The 18,794-nt window shown below is 44.2% G+C and carries 18 protein-coding genes; 13 read left to right on the top strand and 5 right to left on the bottom strand.

Annotated elements, in window-relative coordinates:
• Positions 1 to 559 precede the first annotated feature (559 nt).
• The 3 genes from FIS9605_RS44185 (at position 560) to FIS9605_RS0119940 (ending at position 2,205) form a co-directional block, all read left to right on the top strand.
• Positions 560 to 769 (top strand): hypothetical protein, encoded by a 210-nt coding sequence (locus tag FIS9605_RS44185; protein WP_197036088.1) that lies wholly within the window; start codon positions 560 to 562, stop codon positions 767 to 769.
• On the top strand, positions 738 to 1,526 hold the full coding sequence (locus FIS9605_RS44180) for a hypothetical protein (RefSeq protein WP_197036087.1): 789 nt from the start codon (positions 738 to 740) through the stop codon (positions 1,524 to 1,526). Before FIS9605_RS44185 ends, FIS9605_RS44180 begins: the two co-directional genes overlap by 32 nt.
• Before the next feature lie 157 nt (positions 1,527 to 1,683).
• Positions 1,684 to 2,205: a Ycf51 family protein gene (locus FIS9605_RS0119940; protein WP_026734175.1), complete on the top strand. Its 522-nt coding sequence runs from the start codon at positions 1,684 to 1,686 to the stop codon at positions 2,203 to 2,205.
• Positions 2,206 to 2,269: 64 nt separating this feature from the next.
• Here FIS9605_RS0119940 and FIS9605_RS0119935 read toward each other — a convergent pair whose 3' ends face one another.
• Complete coding sequence (locus FIS9605_RS0119935; RefSeq protein ID WP_026734174.1) at positions 2,270 to 2,758, bottom strand: peptidoglycan-binding domain-containing protein; 489 nt, start codon at positions 2,756 to 2,758, stop codon at positions 2,270 to 2,272.
• A 306-nt stretch (positions 2,759 to 3,064) separates the two neighbouring features.
• Here FIS9605_RS0119935 and FIS9605_RS37560 point away from each other — a divergent pair, with 306 nt between their 5' ends.
• The 3 genes from FIS9605_RS37560 (at position 3,065) to FIS9605_RS0119920 (ending at position 5,965) form a co-directional block, all read left to right on the top strand.
• Positions 3,065 to 4,270, top strand: a complete 1,206-nt coding sequence (locus FIS9605_RS37560) for an iron-containing alcohol dehydrogenase family protein (protein ID WP_051470076.1) — start codon at positions 3,065 to 3,067, stop codon at positions 4,268 to 4,270.
• 127 nt (positions 4,271 to 4,397) lie between these two features.
• Positions 4,398 to 5,609 carry an aspartate aminotransferase gene (locus FIS9605_RS0119925; RefSeq protein WP_026734173.1) on the top strand — a complete coding sequence of 404 codons (1,212 nt, stop codon included), beginning with the start codon at positions 4,398 to 4,400 and terminating at the stop codon, positions 5,607 to 5,609.
• A 29-nt stretch (positions 5,610 to 5,638) separates the two neighbouring features.
• The gene (locus FIS9605_RS0119920; RefSeq protein WP_026734172.1) at positions 5,639 to 5,965 is read left to right on the top strand and encodes an ArsR/SmtB family transcription factor; all 327 of its coding nucleotides are present in this window, start codon (positions 5,639 to 5,641) and stop codon (positions 5,963 to 5,965) included.
• A 131-nt stretch (positions 5,966 to 6,096) separates the two neighbouring features.
• On the opposite strand, the gene FIS9605_RS0119915 is transcribed toward FIS9605_RS0119920, so the two are convergent.
• The 3 genes from FIS9605_RS0119915 to FIS9605_RS0119905 form a co-directional block, all read right to left on the bottom strand.
• The gene (locus FIS9605_RS0119915; RefSeq protein ID WP_026734171.1) at positions 6,097 to 7,191 is read right to left on the bottom strand and encodes a saccharopine dehydrogenase family protein; all 1,095 of its coding nucleotides are present in this window, start codon (positions 7,189 to 7,191) and stop codon (positions 6,097 to 6,099) included.
• Between the two features lie 314 nt (positions 7,192 to 7,505).
• On the bottom strand, positions 7,506 to 9,200 hold the full coding sequence (gene crtO, locus FIS9605_RS0119910; RefSeq protein ID WP_026734170.1) for a beta-carotene ketolase CrtO: 1,695 nt from the start codon (positions 9,198 to 9,200) through the stop codon (positions 7,506 to 7,508).
• 153 nt (positions 9,201 to 9,353) lie between these two features.
• Positions 9,354 to 9,683, bottom strand: a complete 330-nt coding sequence (locus FIS9605_RS0119905) for an ArsR/SmtB family transcription factor (RefSeq protein ID WP_026734169.1) — start codon at positions 9,681 to 9,683, stop codon at positions 9,354 to 9,356.
• Between the two features lie 90 nt (positions 9,684 to 9,773).
• Between FIS9605_RS0119905 and FIS9605_RS0119900 the strand changes: the two genes are divergently transcribed.
• From FIS9605_RS0119900 to FIS9605_RS0119870, 7 genes are all read left to right on the top strand, one after another.
• Positions 9,774 to 10,187, top strand: a complete 414-nt coding sequence (locus FIS9605_RS0119900) for an ArsI/CadI family heavy metal resistance metalloenzyme (protein ID WP_026734168.1) — start codon at positions 9,774 to 9,776, stop codon at positions 10,185 to 10,187.
• Between the two features lie 182 nt (positions 10,188 to 10,369).
• Positions 10,370 to 11,431, top strand: coding sequence for a PstS family phosphate ABC transporter substrate-binding protein (locus FIS9605_RS0119895; protein ID WP_026734167.1), 1,062 nt, complete (start codon positions 10,370 to 10,372; stop codon positions 11,429 to 11,431).
• Between the two features lie 30 nt (positions 11,432 to 11,461).
• Positions 11,462 to 12,154 carry an MIP/aquaporin family protein gene (locus FIS9605_RS0119890; RefSeq protein ID WP_026734166.1) on the top strand — a complete coding sequence of 231 codons (693 nt, stop codon included), beginning with the start codon at positions 11,462 to 11,464 and terminating at the stop codon, positions 12,152 to 12,154.
• 21 nt (positions 12,155 to 12,175) lie between these two features.
• Positions 12,176 to 13,540 (top strand): FAD-dependent oxidoreductase, encoded by a 1,365-nt coding sequence (locus FIS9605_RS0119885; protein WP_026734165.1) that lies wholly within the window; start codon positions 12,176 to 12,178, stop codon positions 13,538 to 13,540.
• Positions 13,541 to 13,544: 4 nt separating this feature from the next.
• Entirely contained in the window at positions 13,545 to 14,213 is a 669-nt protein-coding gene (arsH, locus tag FIS9605_RS0119880) for an arsenical resistance protein ArsH (protein ID WP_026734164.1), read from the top strand.
• Between the two features lie 53 nt (positions 14,214 to 14,266).
• Complete coding sequence (gene arsC / locus FIS9605_RS0119875) at positions 14,267 to 14,662, top strand: arsenate reductase, glutathione/glutaredoxin type (RefSeq protein WP_026734163.1); 396 nt, start codon at positions 14,267 to 14,269, stop codon at positions 14,660 to 14,662.
• Positions 14,663 to 15,429: 767 nt separating this feature from the next.
• Positions 15,430 to 16,479 carry a 1-acyl-sn-glycerol-3-phosphate acyltransferase gene (locus FIS9605_RS0119870; protein ID WP_026734162.1) on the top strand — a complete coding sequence of 350 codons (1,050 nt, stop codon included), beginning with the start codon at positions 15,430 to 15,432 and terminating at the stop codon, positions 16,477 to 16,479.
• Positions 16,480 to 16,516: 37 nt separating this feature from the next.
• Here FIS9605_RS0119870 and FIS9605_RS0119865 read toward each other — a convergent pair whose 3' ends face one another.
• Positions 16,517 to 18,784 (bottom strand): ATP-binding protein, encoded by a 2,268-nt coding sequence (locus FIS9605_RS0119865; protein WP_026734161.1) that lies wholly within the window; start codon positions 18,782 to 18,784, stop codon positions 16,517 to 16,519.
• Positions 18,785 to 18,794: the final 10 nt, after the last annotated feature.

Below are 18,794 nucleotides of genomic sequence, written 5' to 3'. Positions count from 1 at the left end.
CTCTAGAGGAGTTTCGTGCCGCTACCAAAATTGAACCCGATTTCATGATGGGGTATTGGGGTGAGGCAATGGCGCACAATCACCCGATCTGGGGCGATCCGCAAGAGACTGAAGCGGCACGCAAGGTGCTTGAGAAGATTAAAGTCACCCCGAAATTAACGCCTAGAGAGCAAGCTTATTTGAATGCGGTAAAGGTTTTGTACGGTAAGGGTGATAAAGCTACTCGTGACAGGGCGTACTCCGCCGCGATGGAAAAAATCTATCGGGAGTACCCGGACGATGAAGATGCAGCGCTCTTCTACGCACTTTCTTTAATGGGGACTGTTCAGCCAGGAGATCCTGGGGGTTTGCAAACCCGGTTGCGTGCAGGCGAAATCGCTTCAGACGTTTACAAAAAGAATCCCAATCATCCCGGTGCAGCACATTACGTCATCCACGCCTATGACGATCCCGAAAATGCTGCTAAAGCACTCGACGCCGCACGACGTTACGCTGAAATCGCTCCTGACGTGCCTCACGCGCTGCACATGCCCTCGCACATCTTCCTGCAACTGGGGATGTGGTCAGAAGCGGCCGCCTCGAACGAAGCGTCGTGGGCAGCTTCGGATATCCAGGAAAAGCCCAAAGACCGCCCGGTCAACGCAAGCGACCTGGAGGGTTATCACAGCCTACACTGGCTAAACTACATCTACCTGCAACAGGGGCGCTACAGCAATGCCAATCAGTTGCTCACGCAGATGCGAAAGGAACTAGCCGCATCCTCGCCTAATAACCCGTTGCAGCTTTACTACGGTGCTTACACTTACGCAAATATGGCAGCGGCTTTCGTGGTCGAAACCGAACGCTGGGATTCAGCAAACGAACTATTTGAACCGTTACAAACCCTGACAAAAGCAAATTCCTCAGCAGGAGCAACGGGGCAAACTAAACCACCGCAGCCTGAGAATGGGGCGATTCAAGCAGATCTGATGTCGTTGCAAACCTTACCTATATTTGTACGCGGTCTGGCGGCTGCCAAGCAAGGTTCGGCGGCTGACGACAAGAGCATTGCCGAGCTGCAAACCATCGCCAAGCAGTACTCCGGCACGCAGGAACCAGCCCTAGCACAAGCGCTGAAACGCCTGGAGATTCAAAGGCTGGAAATAGCCGCTGCCAAGAGCGCTTCCAAAGACGACTTTAATCAAGCGATCGCGACGATGAAGCAGGCAACTGCCCTGGAAGCATCGCTGTCGCCTCCTTTAGGCCCGCCAGAACTGATCAAACCCTCCCACGAGTTGTTCGGTGAGATTCTCTTGCAGGCGAAACGCCCCAAACAAGCCGCAGAGCAGTTTGCAACTTCGCTTCGCCGACACGAAAATCGCGCACGTTCGTTACTGGGCACAGCACGCGCCGCTGCTCAGAACGGAAATACACAGGTTGCGGCTAACACCTATGCTCAACTTGTGCGGCAGTGGCAACAGGCAGACGCGCAATTGCCGGAATTACGTGAAGCGCAGAATTACTCGAATCGGTCGGGTGCGCGTTAGGGATTTCAGTATAGTTAGCACTTTATGAAAACTTCTCTAGCATTAGGCGAAATCAGTAATTCGCAACTCTAGTTTGAGTTGAGACTCGAATCGAGCGATCGCACTCGTAAAATAGGTATCTGTAACCAAAAAGCAGACACCTAGTTAGTCAATTATTATGTTCTCGCAAGCTGACTTTATTCAGTACGCCCAATGGTCGGGTATTGCCACATTGGTATTTGCAGCTCTGACAGTCTTGGGTTTTATTTTGAAATGGGGGCTGCGCTTTCGGTTGGTGGGTACGACGGGTTTTATGTTAGTCCTAACGGCTGGTTTATTTGCCCTCTCCTTAGCCCCTTTGACCCGTACGGTGATTCCTGGGGCAGTACGGTACAAATTGGTTTATGATAATGGGGCTACACAAACAGTGATTGCAATCTCTCCTGAGATTACTCCTACAGAATTAGAAGCAACTTTGCGCCAAGCAGCAAGTGACTTATATTCTTATGGTCGTATGGGTAAACCAGGACAAAACCAGTTGACCATTCGTGCTCGTACTATTCTCCATCCAGAACCAGGGATTTCTGTGCCATTTTACTTGGGTCAGGTGAAGCGATCGCTTGTTAATCGTGAAGATCCGCAAATGGCAATTGAAATTTACCACGATAGATTTGCCCAACTACCAAAACCCAACGCCTAAGAAGAAGAGGGGGAGAGGGGGGGAAATGAACAATTCAAAATTCAAAATTACTCCCCCACTCCGCCTACTGCCGAATTTTACTCAGGGCGTGCCAAGTAATTTCATCAATAATGCCAGTATCCGGTAGGTTGTTACGGACTTGCCAAGTTTGTACAGCGGCTTCTGTAATCGGTCCGAATTCACCATCAACGTATCCTATGTAATCTTGTGTTGATTTCAGGACACGCTGCACCTTCATTACTAATTCTCCGCTGCTACCTTTTTTCAACTCTGGTAGATCCACTGGTCTACCTGTGTATAGGCTTAGCCATGTCTTGTATCCAACAATGCCATCATCGGGCAGAAAAACTCGACGCTGGTATCTTTTTACACACTCTTGCGTCAGCTTTTCAAATATGCCATCAATTTTTCCAGTATAAACACCTCTTTTGGTTAAAAGCTGTTGTAACTCCTCCACCGCCTCACCACTGGAACCAAGCCGTAGTTCTGGCTTGTTTAAATCTGTCTGCACCATTTCTGGCACTGTGTTGCTGTGATCGCTTGCCGATTGCATGTTCCTACCCCTTGGGAGCGGCGTTTAGTATAGTGTAGTTTTTTAACACCGATCTTGCATCACCCAAGCGGGGTACTTCCACCTATCCTCAATCTCCTGAAAAAGGTATAATCTTTTTGTGTTTTAAAATACATTACTAATTGATTTTTGGTTAAGATATTAATCTAGCTATTAAAACACTGGGAAAACTAAGCAAGTGTAAGAGTCCTAGGTTTGAAATTTAGTACTTTTTTGTGTTGCAAACTTAGTTTTACTTCCCCGATATTAAAAAATTTTGTGAAATGCTATTGTTAATTAATTAGTTATATGATTAATCAATTTACAGGACAGTTGTCTACTCAAACTCCTAATTTGTTACTTCCTCTGGTGGTAGCGCCAGCAAAAGTGATCCGTGGCTCCCAAATCTTGACACAAGTATCAGATGCGATCGCTCATTTGGGCAATCGTCCTTTGATTGTGGGAGGCGATCGCTCTTTCAAAGTCATCCAACCCCGCCTACAACCAGTTTTAGAACAGCAGCATTTACAATTTGCCCAAGCTTCTTACGCACCTGATTGTAGTGAAGCAAGCCTAAAAGTTTTACGTGAGGCTGCTAAGGAACATAAAGCTGATGTAATTATTGGTGTAGGTGGTGGTAAAGCACTGGATACAGCAAAATTACTTGCGTACCAGTTGCAATTACCAGTAGTAACAATTCCAACCTCGGCAGCAACCTGTGCGGCTTGGACTGCTCTCTCAAATGTGTACTCTGATGAGGGGGCATTTTTATATGATGTGGCGCTAGATCGCTGTCCCGATCTATTGATACTTGATTACGATTTGATTCAAACTGCACCGTCGCGCACTCTGGTAGCGGGAATCGGAGATGCGATCGCCAAATGGTACGAAGCTTCGGTAAGCAGCGGACACTCAGAACAAACCTTGATTGTTGCTGCCGTACAACAAGCGCGAGTATTGCGGGATATTCTCTTGCAAAAATCTGCTGCCGCCCTCAAAGAAACGGGTAGTGAAGTTTGGCAACAAGTTGTAGACGCTACCGTTTTATTGGCTGGAGTAATTGGCGGTATAGGTGGTGCTCAGTGTCGCACCGTTGCTGCTCATGCCGTACATAATGGTTTAACGCACATTTGTAGACATGGCAGTATTCATGGCGAAAAAGTCGCCTATGGGATTTTGGTGCAACTGCGTTTAGAAGAAATGATTCAAGGTAATCAGCTAGCAGCATCTGCACGTCAACAGTTACTGAAGTTCTACACCGAAATTGGACTGCCGCAAAAATTGAGCGATTTAGGATTGGGTAATATTACCTTGAGTGAGTTGCAAACTGCTGCGGAAATTGCCTTAGCTCCTAATTCTGACATTCACAGATTGCCGTTTAAAGTTGCGCTAGAACAATTGATGGCAGCGATGGTTTCTACCACTGCACCTGTAGAAGGAAATCGCACCCAGTTGGGATTGACGCCAACTGTTAAGGAGGAGAGATTATCGAATTGCACAGAAGCAGATAACTAATGAATTATGAATGCTGAATGATGGAAAAAAGTATAAACGTGATTTACATTTTATACTTCATTATTCATCAACATCTCATAGTTCATAATCTTACTCATTTCATAATTCATAATTTATAATTTTTCCGATGAACTTGGATTGGATCGCCCCAGCTGAACGCATACAAAAATTACCAGCCTATCCATTTGCTCGTTTGGATGAACTCAAAAATAGGGCGCGGGAACAAGGACTGGATTTAATTGATTTGGGCATGGGCAACCCAGATGGCACGACACCGCAGCCAGTTATTGAAGCTGCTATCAAAGCTTTGCAAAATCCTGCCAATCACGGCTATCCTCCCTTTGAGGGTACTGCTAGTTTCCGCCGTGCTATTACTAGTTGGTATCATCGCCGCTATGGAGTAGTTTTAGATCCAGATAGCGAAGCCTTACCGCTACTAGGTTCCAAGGAAGGATTGGGGCATCTGGCACTAGCATACATCAATCCTGGGGATGTGGTATTGGTACCTTCCCCCTCTTATCCAGTTCATTTTCGCGGCCCGGTAATTGCCGGAGGAAATGTCTATAGCTTGATTCTCAAACCAGAAAACAACTGGTTAATTGATTTGGCAGCAATTCCTGACGCTGTCGCCGAAAAAGCAAAAATTCTTTATTTTAATTATCCTAGCAACCCGACTGCTGCCACAGCACCCCGGGAATTTTTTGAAGAAATCGTTGCCTTTGCCCGCAAATACGAAATTCTCCTCGTACACGATTTGTGTTATGCCGAGTTAGCTTTTGATGGCTATCAACCAACCAGTTTATTAGAAATTCCTGGCGCGAAAGATATTGGCGTGGAGTTTCACACTATGTCTAAAACTTATAATATGGCAGGTTGGCGCGTCGGGTTTGTGGTTGGCAACCGCCATGTGATTCAAGGTTTGCGGACGCTGAAAACTAACCTGGATTACGGTATTTTTGCAGCCTTGCAAGCAGCCGCCGAAACAGCTTTACAATTACCTGATTCTTATTTGCAGGAAGTCCAAAATCGCTATCGCACCCGTCGCGATTTTCTGATTCAAGGGTTAGCTGAGTTGGGTTGGAATATCCCTAAAACTAAGGCGACAATGTATTTGTGGGTTCCTTGTTCTGTGGGTATGAGTTCGACGGATTTTGCTTTGTGGGTATTGCAGCAAACTGGTGTAGTCGTCACTCCTGGTAATGCCTTTGGTGTTGGTGGTGAAGGCTATGTACGCATCAGTTTGATTGCAGAGTGCGATCGCTTTGGCGAAGTCTTGCACAGATTTAAACAAGCTGGTATCCAATATCAAGCAGATGCAGTTGTCTCTAGTTCACAATAGAGAAGACGTACATTTACTGTTTGGAATTGATGCAAACCCCCTCAACCGTTCCAAATGCAATTGTTTCTGGATTTCATGCTCTTTCTGAACCATTGCGGATTAAAGTCTTAGAATTGTTACGAGAACGCGAACTGTGCGTATGTGATTTGTGTGAGATCTTGGAGGTAAGTCAGTCGAAACTTTCTTTTCATCTAAAAACCCTTAAGGAAGCTGATTTAGTTATCTCCCGTCAAGAAGGACGTTGGATTTATTACAGCTTGAATTTACCTCAATTTGAGGTTTTAGAGGAGTATTTGGCAAATTACCACCGCTTGATCCAGGTATTGCCAGCGCGTTCTTGCCAAGACTCACCCTAATTCATCAACTGACTATTTTTCAGCACGGTTTGCTTGCTTGCTCGTAGATGATGTGTATTAGCCCCTCATGATGCTACGTGAGATTTCTGAATGGAAAAAAAGTTTTTGACAAACAAACTATATAGGATTTGTTAATTTATCCAACCTTGTTGAATTATTATTCTTCGGCTTTGCATTGCTTGTGCAAATAAATCTGTTGGCAATGCTTCTTCAACAGGCCAAACTCCTGGTTTTTTGAGCGTTCCTTCTAGTAAGAATTGGGCAATGCTACCCGTTCCACAACCAGCAGCAGCAGCAGTATTTTCATGGACTAAAGTGGAGCAATATACGGCTTGCTGACCATTTTTTTGACCTGTTACTTCCGAACGAACAGCGACTCCAATACCAGTAAAGCGGTCAGTAACATCGGTCATAAAATGGCTAACATGAGAAAGAAATTCTACTCCTTTGGGATTCTGTATCCATGATTTAGGAAAGACATGGGCAGCTACCCAAGTCAGGTGATTGTAAAAATCAGGAACAGAGCCAAATTTAGTAATGACGGTTTTAACTCCTGGGAAAGCATGGGGTAGAGTGAAGGTTTCTGGCATATCAAACCAGTAAACTCCACTGCGTCCGTAGGGTGGTGGAAAGTTAACGATTTCGCGATCGCTATAAGGCTTGACTGTTTGCCATGTACCATCTATCCAGGCTGGAAAAGGATTTTGTAAACCTAAAAATGTGGTTCGCATCACCGTGATGCCAGCACCACCAGAACCAGACACCAAATAACTCAGATGTATTTTTTCTGGTGTATCAAATTGCTCGACATCATGACGCACCATACTGTTAGAAATACCGGGGAAAATGCCAGTATTAATTATCGCTGTCACACCCGCAGCAACGGCTTCTTCATGATAATTTAGCGCCTTGCTAGTGAAAGAACGGTGATCGCTAACATCTACATAATTAACACCTTCTTCAATGCAAATTTTTAGAACATTAGCATCTCGATGGTGAAATGGGCCAGCACAGTGGACGACTAAATTCACAGAAGCGATCGCCTCCCGCAATTTCTCCACATCCGCCAAATCCAACACTAGGTATTGTAAAGGCGATATATTTTGTGTCTGTTCAGGGGTACGCCCAGTGATGATAATTTCTGCCTGCGTATGGGTGACTAAATCCTGAGCAACGCTACCGCCGATCCGCCCCCGTCCTCCAAGAATCAAAACCCGATCTCTCATCGCTCCAGCATTGGCAACAGCAGCTTTATTACATCAATTTTCAGTTATAGTTGTCATCGCTAGTAAGTATGACGTTGCTTCTTGAGAAAATAAGACTTTCGGCGTTACACATTTGGTGAACAGTTATCTCATCCAAAGGCTTTATGTAGAAACGCTTACGCCGCAGGCGTTCCCGGAGGATTATACCAATTTTCAAAACTAGAACTACACATGGTTCGTAGTAAGCACTTAAGTGCTTACTACAAGCTAAGAAAATTTGTAGTCATTTTTTCGAGAAACAGTATTATTTCGCGTCTCTACATGACGTTTGAGCATTATTCACTCCGAAAAACCGATCCAATAGTTGACTTGAGTGAATCTCCTGCTTCTTTTAGTGTTTGGGCAATGGGTTGCTGTGCATGCAAAAATACCCGCGCACAATTACGCCCCGGTATACCAGATATTGAACCACCCGGATGAGTTCCCGCACCTGTGAGATATAAATTCTCAATCGGGGTTTTATAATTAGCCAATTCCGGTAGCGGGCGGAAGCATAGCATCTGATCTAGAGTCATATCAAGGTGGTAGTAGTTGCCCTTGAAAAATCCCAAGCGTTCTCCTAATTCAGCGGGACTTTCCACATGACGAGCAATGATTGAATGTTTGAGATTGGGCGAATACTCCGCCAGTTTTTCCACCACCTTATCTGCAACTTTGTTTTTCAATTCATCCGTCCAACCTGTACCCTTTAACCCCGTGCCTTCCGCACCTGCAATATCATAGGGAGCAAAAAATTCGATCCAGGCTGTATGCTTGCCTGGTGGTGCCATCGAGGGGTCGAGTCCGGTGGGCATAGCTAAATACATCGAGGGGTCATCATCAGGAATTTTTCCCTGACTACAGTCGCTATGAGCTTTTTCCACATGGTTTACGGAATCTGCAATCAAAATAGAACCTATTAGGAATTCATCTCTATGTTCGTGGTGTTCAAATCGCAGCGGTTCGTTTAAAGCCAAGTCTATCTTGAGGATACTTTCGTTATTGTCCGCAATGCGCCGGTCTAATCTTTCCCGTAAATTAGAGTCAGCGCTATCTACATCGCTTGCATCCACTAGTTGCAGAAATAACCGCTTAGCATCAATATTGGAAAATATACCCTTGTTGGCGCGATATTCTTTACCGCCATCAACTCGCACACCAACAGCCTTACCATTATCAACTAAGACTTTTTCCACCCTTTGGTTTGTGAGGATAACACCATCAAGGCTTGTCACAGAATTTACTAATGCTTCAGTAAGTGCACCAGTACCACCGCGTGGTCTAGCCATACCAGGGTTGTGGCGCATAACCATCATCATTGCCCCGAAGGCCATAGCTTTTTGAGAAGGAGGCGCACTGATTTCTGCGGATAGTCGGGCAAGGGGTGCTTTGATAAATTCGGAATCAAAATACTCGTTAATATTATCCATCGGGCTGGTTAGCATTGTGCGAAGGAAATCTAGCGTTTGATTAGGCCCGCCCAAAAGAGAAAACAGGTCTTGCAGTTTTTTCAGGTCATAGTTACCTATAAGATCAACAATTGACTTTGGTGGTGCATTGAAATAAGGAATGATAGAGCCAATGAAGCGATGCCAGTAGTTGACATATTCGGTGTATTTTAGAGCATCTCTGTGATTGTAACGGGCAATTTCTACACAAGTTTTTTCTACTGACTTATGAGCTAAGAAATACTTACCATCGGGATGGGGACAAAAAACAACCGGATCGCAGGACAGGTATTCCAAACCGTACTTGTGCAGTTCTAATTCTTGTATGACTGGCCCGAGGAAAATAAACAGGTGATCAAGCGCGCAAGGGTTGAATTTGAACCCAGGTGCTTCTTTTGGCATTAGTTCCTCAGTTGTCGCACCACCACCGGGAAGCGATCGCGCTTCCAAAAGCAGGACGCTGTAACCAGCTTTGAGGAGATAGGCTGCACAAACTAATCCATTGTGTCCAGCGCCAATAATTACAACATCATACGATTCCATGTCTGTAACTTTGGGGAAATGGGGGTATCTTCCCCGATGTTAAAAATCAGGTAGACAATATTACTCTTTCGCGAGTTATAGAATTAAGAGTTGTATACAGAAAACTGTTTTCTTTGTGTCTTTGTGTCTTTGTGGTTTAATACTTTGTGCGACTTAGGAAAGTGCCCCGCGCAACAGTGCTAACTTCTCCGGCAAAATCCGATAGTAGATCCAAGTCCCGCGTCGTTCTTTTTCCAGTAAACCCGCTTCGTACAAGACTTTAAGATGATGACTTACTGTTGGTTGCGAAAGTCCCAAAGGTTCTGCTAATTCACAAGCACAAACCTCTCTACTCGGCTGTGCTGCAATCAAACTCAGCATTTGTAACCGCGCAGGTTCGCCTAACACACGAAAAATTGCAGCTAGATTTATCGCCTCATCAGGTGTAAGACGACCAGCAAGCAAAGGAGAGCAACAAGATACGACAGGTTTAGATAACTTCATACTTTCTATATTGACATACATCAATATGTATGGCTAGCATATTGATGTAATTAAATATTGACAAATATCAATATAAGGAGTTCCTGGATTATGTCTCGTCTTCAACTAGCGCTGAATGTGAGTGATATTGATGCTGCTGTCGATTTCTACAGCAAACTATTTGGAACTGAACCAGCAAAGCGTCGTCCAGGCTATGCTAACTTCGCCATTGTTGAGCCACCATTAAAACTGGTATTGTTTGAAAATCCTGCGGCAACTGGCAAGTTGAACCACTTAGGGATTGAGGTGGAATCATCACAAAAAGTTGCACAAGCAAGCGATCGCCTCAAGCAAGCTAATTTAACAGTCAAAGTTGAAAACCAAACAACTTGCTGTTATGCCTTGCAAGACAAAGTTTGGGTTACAGATCCAGACGGTGATGATTGGGAGGTTTATACAGTTCTGAAGGATTCAGCAACGTTTGCTTGTGGAGGTGCTGAGAAAACTGCATCTGCTTGTTCGTAGCTTAACTCATATTTCTCACAGTCTTGGGGCGATCGCTTTCCGAGTCGCCCCACCAATAACCTTGAAATATATCAAGTTTTTTTGATTGATTTTTGTAAAATGTCATCTACTGGTAGTTGACAAATCAACTTTTTTTGAAATGATATTAAGTATAACTATCATATATGCCACGAGGTGAGGTTATGGGCGCGACAGGAACAAAATTGGCTCTCGCGCTTGGTATGTTGGTTTTAGCAACGAGTTGCACGACCAACACATCTACGCAAACTTCTCAATCGCAAAATGTGACTGAAGTAGCTAGTTCAGAAACGGTTGCAGCGGTGAAAATAGACGGTTCTAGTACGGTTTATCCAATTACCCAGGCGATCGCCAAACAGTTTCAAGCAGAAAACAAAAATAAAGCAAATAAAGCACAGGTAATAGTAGACTTTTCCGGTACTAGCGGCGGATTTGAAAAATTCTGTGCTGGAACAACAGACATCAATAATGCCTCACGGCCAATTTTGTCCGCAGAGATGGAAGCATGTAATAAAAATAACGTGAGATTTATAGAGCTTCCGGTGGCGTTTGATGCTCTTACCATCGCCGTTCATCCTCAAAACAACTGGGCAAAAGACATTACTACCGCTGAATTGAAAAAGATTTGGGAACCTGGAGCCCAAAACAAAATCACTCGTTGGAACCAAGTACGTGCATCTTGGCCTAATCGTCCACTGAAGTTGTATGGTGCTGGCAATAAGTCTGGTACATTTGACTACTTCACAGAGGCAGTAGTCGGTAAGCCAGGAGCTAGCCGTACCGACTACACAGCCAGCGAAGATGATGATGTCTTGGTAGATGGTATCAGTAAAGATCCTGATGCTCTAGGTTATTTTGGCTATGCTTATTATGAAAAAAACCAAGGAAAGTTAAAAGCCCTAGCTGTTGATAGCGGCAAAGGCGCTATCTCGCCATCGCGACAAACAGTGGAGAAAGCCCAGTATCAGCCTCTTTCTCGACCATTGTTTATCTATGTTAATGCTAGGTCTGCTCAAAACAAACCAGCAGTGAAAGATTTTGCAGAATTCTACATTGAAAAAGCACCGCAAACAGTAACTTCTATAGGTTACGTGCCTCTACCGGATGAAGCTTATCACCTAGATAAAGTTCACTTTAATAGGGGCAAAGTGGGAACAGTTTTTGAAGGAGAAGCACAGATAAATCTCACAATTGGAGAGTTGTTAAGAAAACAAGCCAAGTTTTAGGAATCAATCCGCAAACCAGTTTAGTAGGCAATGAAGTCATTGGTAAAAGAATTTTCTCTATTTAAACAAGAGGTATTAGCAGAAGCAATTGGCACCTTTACTTTAGTGTTTGCGGGTACGGGTGCAGTAATGGTGAACGAAATAAGTAAAGGTGCCGTTACTCATGTAGGGATTAGCTTTGTATTTGGTGCAGTAGTAGCCGCTTTGATTTACTCCATTGGGCATCTTAGCGGCGCACACTTCAACCCAGCGGTGACACTGGCATTTTGGACAAGTGGAGTTTTTCCCAGACGGCGAGTGTTACCGTATATTTTGGCACAGTCAATCGGAGCGATCGCAGCCTCAGCTTTACTGCTGATTAGTTTGGGAAAAGTTGCGAATTTGGGGGCAACTTTACCACTGAATGGCAACTGGTTTCAATCTTTCATTTTGGAAACCATTCTGACTTTCGTCTTGATGTTTGTAATTTTCGGTTCCGGACTAGATCGCCGTGCCCATATTGGTTTTGCTGGGTTAGCAATTGGTCTAACTGTAGGCTTAGAAGCTATGTTTATGGGGCCAATTACCGGTGCGAGTATGAATCCAGCCCGTTCATTAGGCCCGGCGCTGGTGGGAGGAATTTGGCAATCTCACTGGGTTTATTGGGTAGCACCTATTTTGGGGGCACAATTAGCAGTGGTGGTATATGGTCTGCTTTCCAACGGATTTCGGGATTTGAAGTAAACAGTTATTGAGCCAGTCACAATGACCCATTTACTCATTATCGGTGGTAGCGATGCAGGTATCAGCGCAGCTTTAAGAGCGCGAGAGTTAGATTCTAGTGTTGATGTCACTGTTGTTGTTGCTGATAGCTTTCCCAACTACAGTATTTGTGGGATTCCGTTTTATCTCAGTGGGGAAGTACCGGACTGGCGTAATCTAGCTCATCGCACCGCAGCAGAAATCACTGCAACAGGTATTAATTTGTTACTCAACCACACAGCACAAACTATCGATCCCGATCAAAAAAGCGTCAAAGTTGTGGATCGACAAGGGCAGGTGCAATGGTTAAGCTACGATAAATTAATTCTTGGTACAGGTGCTGTGCCAATTCAACCTCCCATCCAAGGGTTGGATATTCCTGGAGTTTTTCTGTTGCATTCAATGGAGGATAGTTTCGCTGTCCACCAGTATCTGACTACCCATGCGCCAAAAACTGCGGTAATCGTTGGCAGTGGGTATATAGGTTTGGAAATGGCAGATGCTTTGACTCATCGGGGGATAGCTGTCACCTTGGTAGGGCATTCCCCCACTGTCATGAAAACTGTTGACCCCAATTTCGGGCAACTGATTGCTGAAGAAATGCAACGCCACGGTGTTGAGGCGATCAACAGTGTTGAGATCAAAGCTATTGAACAAATAGGGAAAGATTTAGCAGTATCCGGTTCGGGCGGATTTCATAAGACCGCTGATATGGTGTTAGTAGCGGTTGGAGTGAAACCATTAACTAGTCTGGCCTCTTCAGCAGGATTAAAAATAGGTATGCGGGGAGCATTTCAGGTAAACCGTCAGATGGAAACGAATGTCCCCGATATATATGCAGCCGGGGACTGTGTGGAAACTTGGCATCGCCTGCTAAACCAGTATACCTATCTTCCCTTAGGGACAACGGCACATAAACAAGGTCGAATTGCTGGTGAAAATGCCGTTGGCGGTAATCAAGAATTTGCTGGCACACTGGGTACTCAGGTTGTGAAAGTATTTGATTTAGCGATCGCCCGTACTGGCTTACGCGATACCGAAGCTACAAGCGCCGGATTTAATCCAGTCACCTTTGAATTTGCAACCTGGGATCGTAAAGTATACTACCCAGGTGCACACAAACTGCACTTTCGCATCACCGGAGATAAAGAGAATGGTCAATTGTTAGGCGTTCAAATTGTTGGTCACTACCAAGGAGAAGTTGCTAAGCGAATAGACATTTTTGCTACCGCCTTATTTCACAACATGAAAGTAGATGAATTAAATCAACTCGACTTGAGTTACACCCCACCCTTTAGTAGTCCTTGGGATCCCGTGCAAATGAGTGCCCAAGCTTGGGTCAAGCAGCAAATTTTATCTGTTCATTAGAGATATGCAGACCTTCGATCATCCACCCAGAATATTGTTTTTATATGGCTCTTTGCGAGAGCGTTCTTATAGCCGTTTGCTAGCAGAAGAAGCTGCTCGTATCATTGAGGAGTTTGGTGCAGAGGTGAAGTTTTTTGATCCTCGCGATTTACCGATTCATAACAGCGTACCGGATACCCATCCGAAAGTACAAGAATTAAGAGAATTGAGCCAGTGGTCTGAAGGTCAAGTGTGGTCATCACCGGAATTGCACGGCAATATTAGTGGCATCATGAAAAACCAAATTGACTGGATTCCTCTCAGTATAGGAGCAGTCAGACCAACTCAAGGCAAAACCTTGGCTGTGATGCAAGTCAGCGGTGGTTCTCAATCTTTCAACGCTGTCAATACATTAAGAATTCTCGGACGCTGGATGCGGATGTTTACGATTCCGAATCAGTCTTCTGTTGCCAAAGCTTATCAGGAGTTTAACGAAGACGGCACGATGAAGGATTCTCCTTACCGCGATCGCGTCGTTGATGTCATAGAAGAACTGTATAAATTCACCATACTATTGCGTGACAAAGTAGATTACCTGACAGACCGCTACAGCGAACGCAAGGAAAAAGCAGCCAAAGAAACCATCAGGATTGCAAATAGTGCGCTAGAGGTGAATTCTCATCGAGGTTCCTAAAGTTTTTCGTTAGTAAACTTATTCACAACCAATAATCAACTATTAACAAAACCATGAAAAAAGTAATGTTTGTTTGTAAGAAAAATTCCCGCCGTTCTCAAATGGCAGAGGGATTTGCTCGGACATTAGGACAAGGAAAAATTAGCGTTGCTAGTTCAGGTTTGGCAGCTTCTCAAGTAGATCCAATAACCGTTCAAGTGATGAAAGAAATTGGCATTGATATCAGCAATCAAACTTCCAAACCATTAAGTGATTTTAATTCAGAAGATTATGATGCAGTAATTTCCTTGTGTGGTTGTGGAGTTAATTTGCCAGAAGATTGGGTGATTAGAGAAGTATTTGAAGACTGGCAACTTGAAGATCCAGAAGGAGAGTCAATCGATACCTTCCGCTGTGTTCGTGACCAAGTTAAAGAACGAGTCGTGAAGTTGATTGAAGAACTCAGTTAAGAGACTATTTATAAAGTAAATCTTAAGTAGGGGAGCTAGTGCGGTGGTGAGGCAGCGCGCTCCAAAGGGGGTTCTCCCCCAATCCCCACTCCCTGTCGGTCGTGGGGGCCCCGAGTCCCCCATGTAGACGCGCGCAGTGCGGTGAGACCAGCCCCCGTCTTGGCTTTTGCCGAGATGGGGGACTGGCGAACCCGGAGGGCTTCGGTGCAGGGTACGACTGCCGTGCATGGTTCCCCGGCATAAAGGAGCCACTGCGCCCTTGGGGGTTCCCGAGGGCTGGAGCCGGAGCTTGCATCCGGCGAACATTGCCCGTCCCGTTGTAGCACGTGGCGTCGCCTGGCGTTGCGTTTGGCTTTAGTCTAACGCACCGCCGATAACATGGTGCGTTAGGCGCTCAAATCATGTTTTTCATGAAAAATGATATTAAAATACGCGCCTAACACACCCTACATTGATTTTATTTTTACTTTATAAATCACCTCGAAAAGTTGGATTACACATTAGTTAACTAATCGATAAATTAGCTCAAGTTGATAAGTAAAATGCGCCCTGTCATATCCCCGACTTCTTAAAGAAGTCGGGGATATGAATGATAAATTTTCTGTATGTGTTTGTATTTATCTGTAGTTGTAAATGTAGGGTTATAGGGAACTATTAAGCTTTCAATAAACACTTTTTTATTTATATCTAGAGAAAGAGGTCAATCACAAAAATAAAAAGATAAAATAATAGTTTAAACTACAGTTTGTTTGATCTTTTAGTTCATTGTGATTCATCAAAATCCGGAAAATGTACTTAACCGTCCAATTGAAAAAACATCTGTTGAGGGTTATAGATTTAGCTGGTTTGATAGGTTTTGTCTGTGGTATCCTCCTGGTTGGTTGATTTTATTCAATCGGCACTGGCAGTATTATCATTCAGACCCTGATGGATGGAATTGGCTAGAATACGTCTTATTTTTAATTCCAGGTGGTTTTTATTTAGCACTATTGATTCGCTGGTTGCGTCTTGGCTGTCGTTCGCCACGCCAAGAAAATGAAGAATTTGACCCCAACTATCAACGAGCTTTTCGTGAAGAAATTCTTGCTCCTATTATTGAATATTATTTTCGTGGTGAATTACAACAACTAGAAAACTTGCCGCCTACACAACCAATGATTGTGGCAATGAATCATGCGGGAATGTGTTTTCCGTGGGATTTTTTGACCTTGGGTTATTTATTAGGTAAAGAACGGGGATGGGTAGTACAAACTTTGGCTGGTATATCTTTGTTTGACCATGCTTGGATGATTTGGTGGTTGCCACCTGGGTGGTCAAAAGTTTTAGGTGGTGTGAGAGCAGAGTTAGATGATTTTGCAGCTGTTGTGCAAGAGCGTAAAATTATCCTATATGCACCAGAAGGGTTACGCGGGCCAAGAAAAGGTTGGCGAAAACGCTATCAATTGGAAAAGTTTGATTTGAGTTTTATTCAGTTGAGTCAACGTTATCAAATTCCAATTTTACCTGTTGTTTGTATTGGCAATGAAAATTTACATCCTTGGGCTGTCAATCTGCAAAAATTGCAGAGGCTATTAAAATTACCATTTTTGCCTTTATCACCTTTAATGTTGGTTTTTATTCTCTTTCCATCAATGGGGGTTTGGGCAATGAAAAGCCGTCTGCGTTATTTTATTCAGCCTTTGGAAGTAACCACTTCAAAAACAGAGAGTGAAACTGAGTCAGATACAAGACGTGCAGTAGCTTTTAAACAGGCGCAAGCGTTGCGAGAAAAGATACAAGATCAAATTAATAGGTTAATTGCAACAATCCAGCGTTAGGGTATTTACAACCACAGATGTACATATGCATTAAACATTATTTTTCTATTTTAAACAATTGAATTGGAATTTCCATGACAAACTTCGTTCCTTGTCCCTGTGTAGACTCGCACCACAACTTACCACTATGCTTGTCAGTGACGATTTGATAGCTGATGTACAAGCCTAACCCTGTCCCTTTGCCTACAGGTTTGGTTGTGAAGAAGGGATCAAAAATGCGCGATCGCACTTCCTCACTCATCCCCACACCGTTATCTGCGATTTGAATTGCAATCCATTGATCTCGAATTACTTCGGTGTCTATCCAAATGCAGGCGGGGCTATTGTTGATTTTGTCGATTGTTTGATTGCGATCGCGCTCCTCTAATGCATCAATTGCATTGCTAATTAAGTTCATAAATACCTGATTAAGTTGTCCGGCATAGCATTTCACCATTGGTAATTGACCATATTTTTTGATCGCTTGAATATCTGGATAGTTAGGTTTAGCTTTAAGACGATGGTGCAGAATCATCAAGGTGCTATCAATACCTTCGTGAATGTCAACTGCTTTGAATTCGGCTTCATCAAGGCGAGAGAAGTTGCGGAGAGAAAGAACAATATCACTAATGCGATCGGTTCCTACATGCATGGATTGCAATATTTTGGTCAAGTCTTCTTCTAAAAAGCTAAAATCGATCGCCTTCAATTCATCTGCAACTTCTGATGGCGGATTGGGGTAGTGTTTTAGATATAACTGCGTCAGGTGCAACAAATCGTGAGTGTATTCACTGACGTAAGTAAGGTTGGCATAAATGAAGTTAACGGGATTATTAATTTCGTGTGCCACGCCTGCCACCATTTGACCGAGGGCAGACATTTTCTCGCTCTGCACCATTTGTGCTTGGGTGCGTTGTAAATTTTGAAGTGCAGTTTGCAGTTCAGCTGTGCGTGCTTCGACTCGGTTTTCCAGTTCTGCATTTGTCTGCACTAACTTATCGAATGATGCCTGTAGCTGTTCTGCCATGTGATTAAACGATCGAGCGAGTGTATTCAACTCACGAATACCCGTGACTTTGATCTGTTGAGCTAGCTGTAGCTGTCCAGTGGCAATTGCTTCAGACACTTGACTGAGACGCAAAATGGATTCAGCAATCCACCGGGAAGTAAAAAATCCTAATAGTGCGGCAACACCCGCTGCTCCCAAACACAGGAGGATCGCGATCCGTGTATTGGCCTTAATTTGTGCCATAAAGTCAGATTCGGGCACTGTCACAACCACAAGCCAGTCTAAGCCCAGCTCATCTCGCCACGGAGTCACCTGGACTAACTGACGCTGCCCATTCAGCATGACATTAAGCTCTTGATTTTTCTGAATGGCTTGAAACGTATTAAATCGCTTTTGCAACGTCTGAGCCACAGCACGAATTAACGGATCGGGACTATTGAGAACGCTGAATCGTTGGACTTGCTCATTCGCCTTATACAGAATCGGATAGTTGCTGGAACTGCCCACCAACAAACCACTGCGTTCCATAATAAAGACCTGTCCGGAGCGACTAACTTTTAGACGATGGAGAAAATCACTAATACTAGTTAGTGTTAGCTCAATACTCGTAACGCCCAGCAACTTACGATTTTTGTCATAGAACGGGGCCGCAGCAGAAACTGCAACATAATACTCAAGCCCACCATCTAATGCATTACCTTGAGTTTGCAGAGCCTTTCCAGTCTCTGTGATAGCCGCATTACTATTCTCGGCTGCCTCAATTGGACTCCAAAGGAATTTGCCTGCCGCAACAGCATCTTTGTACCAAGACTCTGTTAACGGATTGTAATCATAGCGTTGTAAAAGTTCAGCACGTTTGCCCTCATCGTCAGCGATGTAGTCTGAGGCTCGCTCCTTTCCCAGATTTTCGTAGAGCAGCAGATCAACTCCTTTGACCCAGTGCCCTGCTCCTGCTTCTCTTCCATCCGTTAGGGCATACCCAATATAGTTGAGATTCCTAAAGGCTTTGGCTTGTCTCCAAAAGTAACGCCCACTGACGATAGGGTCATTGAGATTCAATTCTCCGTTGGCGATCGCATCGACATTAATCTGGGTTAATTGGACAGGCAAGGCTAAGTACGTATCCAAATGATCGTCGACTTGTTGGCTGGCTTTGTCTACCAACTGGTTAGCAAGTTCATTGACTGCCTTTTGACCATTTTTGAATGAGAGATATCCGACTAACCCGACTGCCACAAGGATTTGCAGCAAAAAGGGAACAATGAGAATCGGTTGTAAGGGAAGTTGCTGAAACCACCTGGAGTTTGTGTGCTGCATGCTCAAGAAA

It is taken from the genome of Fischerella sp. PCC 9605 (assembly GCF_000517105.1).
GTDB lineage: Bacteria > Cyanobacteriota > Cyanobacteriia > Cyanobacteriales > Nostocaceae > PCC9605.
Note: the sequence above shows the minus strand (reverse complement) of the source record. Positions and strands in the feature narration are given on the sequence as shown.

Coding starts and splice junctions, on each gene's coding strand:
- FIS9605_RS37560 (WP_051470076.1), top strand. CDS start 3,065: ATGATTAATCAATTTACAGGACAGTTGTCTACTCAAACTCCTAATTTG.
- FIS9605_RS0119915 (WP_026734171.1), bottom strand. CDS start 7,191: ATGAGAGATCGGGTTTTGATTCTTGGAGGACGGGGGCGGATCGGCGGT.
- FIS9605_RS0119865 (WP_026734161.1), bottom strand. CDS start 18,784: ATGCAGCACACAAACTCCAGGTGGTTTCAGCAACTTCCCTTACAACCG.
- FIS9605_RS0119940 (WP_026734175.1), top strand. CDS start 1,684: ATGTTCTCGCAAGCTGACTTTATTCAGTACGCCCAATGGTCGGGTATT.
- FIS9605_RS0119920 (WP_026734172.1), top strand. CDS start 5,639: ATGCAAACCCCCTCAACCGTTCCAAATGCAATTGTTTCTGGATTTCAT.
- FIS9605_RS0119895 (WP_026734167.1), top strand. CDS start 10,370: ATGGGCGCGACAGGAACAAAATTGGCTCTCGCGCTTGGTATGTTGGTT.
- crtO (WP_026734170.1), bottom strand. CDS start 9,200: ATGGAATCGTATGATGTTGTAATTATTGGCGCTGGACACAATGGATTA.
- arsH (WP_026734164.1), top strand. CDS start 13,545: ATGCAGACCTTCGATCATCCACCCAGAATATTGTTTTTATATGGCTCT.
- FIS9605_RS0119905 (WP_026734169.1), bottom strand. CDS start 9,683: ATGAAGTTATCTAAACCTGTCGTATCTTGTTGCTCTCCTTTGCTTGCT.
- FIS9605_RS0119935 (WP_026734174.1), bottom strand. CDS start 2,758: ATGCAATCGGCAAGCGATCACAGCAACACAGTGCCAGAAATGGTGCAG.
- FIS9605_RS0119900 (WP_026734168.1), top strand. CDS start 9,774: ATGTCTCGTCTTCAACTAGCGCTGAATGTGAGTGATATTGATGCTGCT.
- arsC (WP_026734163.1), top strand. CDS start 14,267: ATGAAAAAAGTAATGTTTGTTTGTAAGAAAAATTCCCGCCGTTCTCAA.
- FIS9605_RS0119890 (WP_026734166.1), top strand. CDS start 11,462: ATGAAGTCATTGGTAAAAGAATTTTCTCTATTTAAACAAGAGGTATTA.
- FIS9605_RS44180 (WP_197036087.1), top strand. CDS start 738: ATGCGAAAGGAACTAGCCGCATCCTCGCCTAATAACCCGTTGCAGCTT.
- FIS9605_RS0119885 (WP_026734165.1), top strand. CDS start 12,176: ATGACCCATTTACTCATTATCGGTGGTAGCGATGCAGGTATCAGCGCA.
- FIS9605_RS0119925 (WP_026734173.1), top strand. CDS start 4,398: ATGAACTTGGATTGGATCGCCCCAGCTGAACGCATACAAAAATTACCA.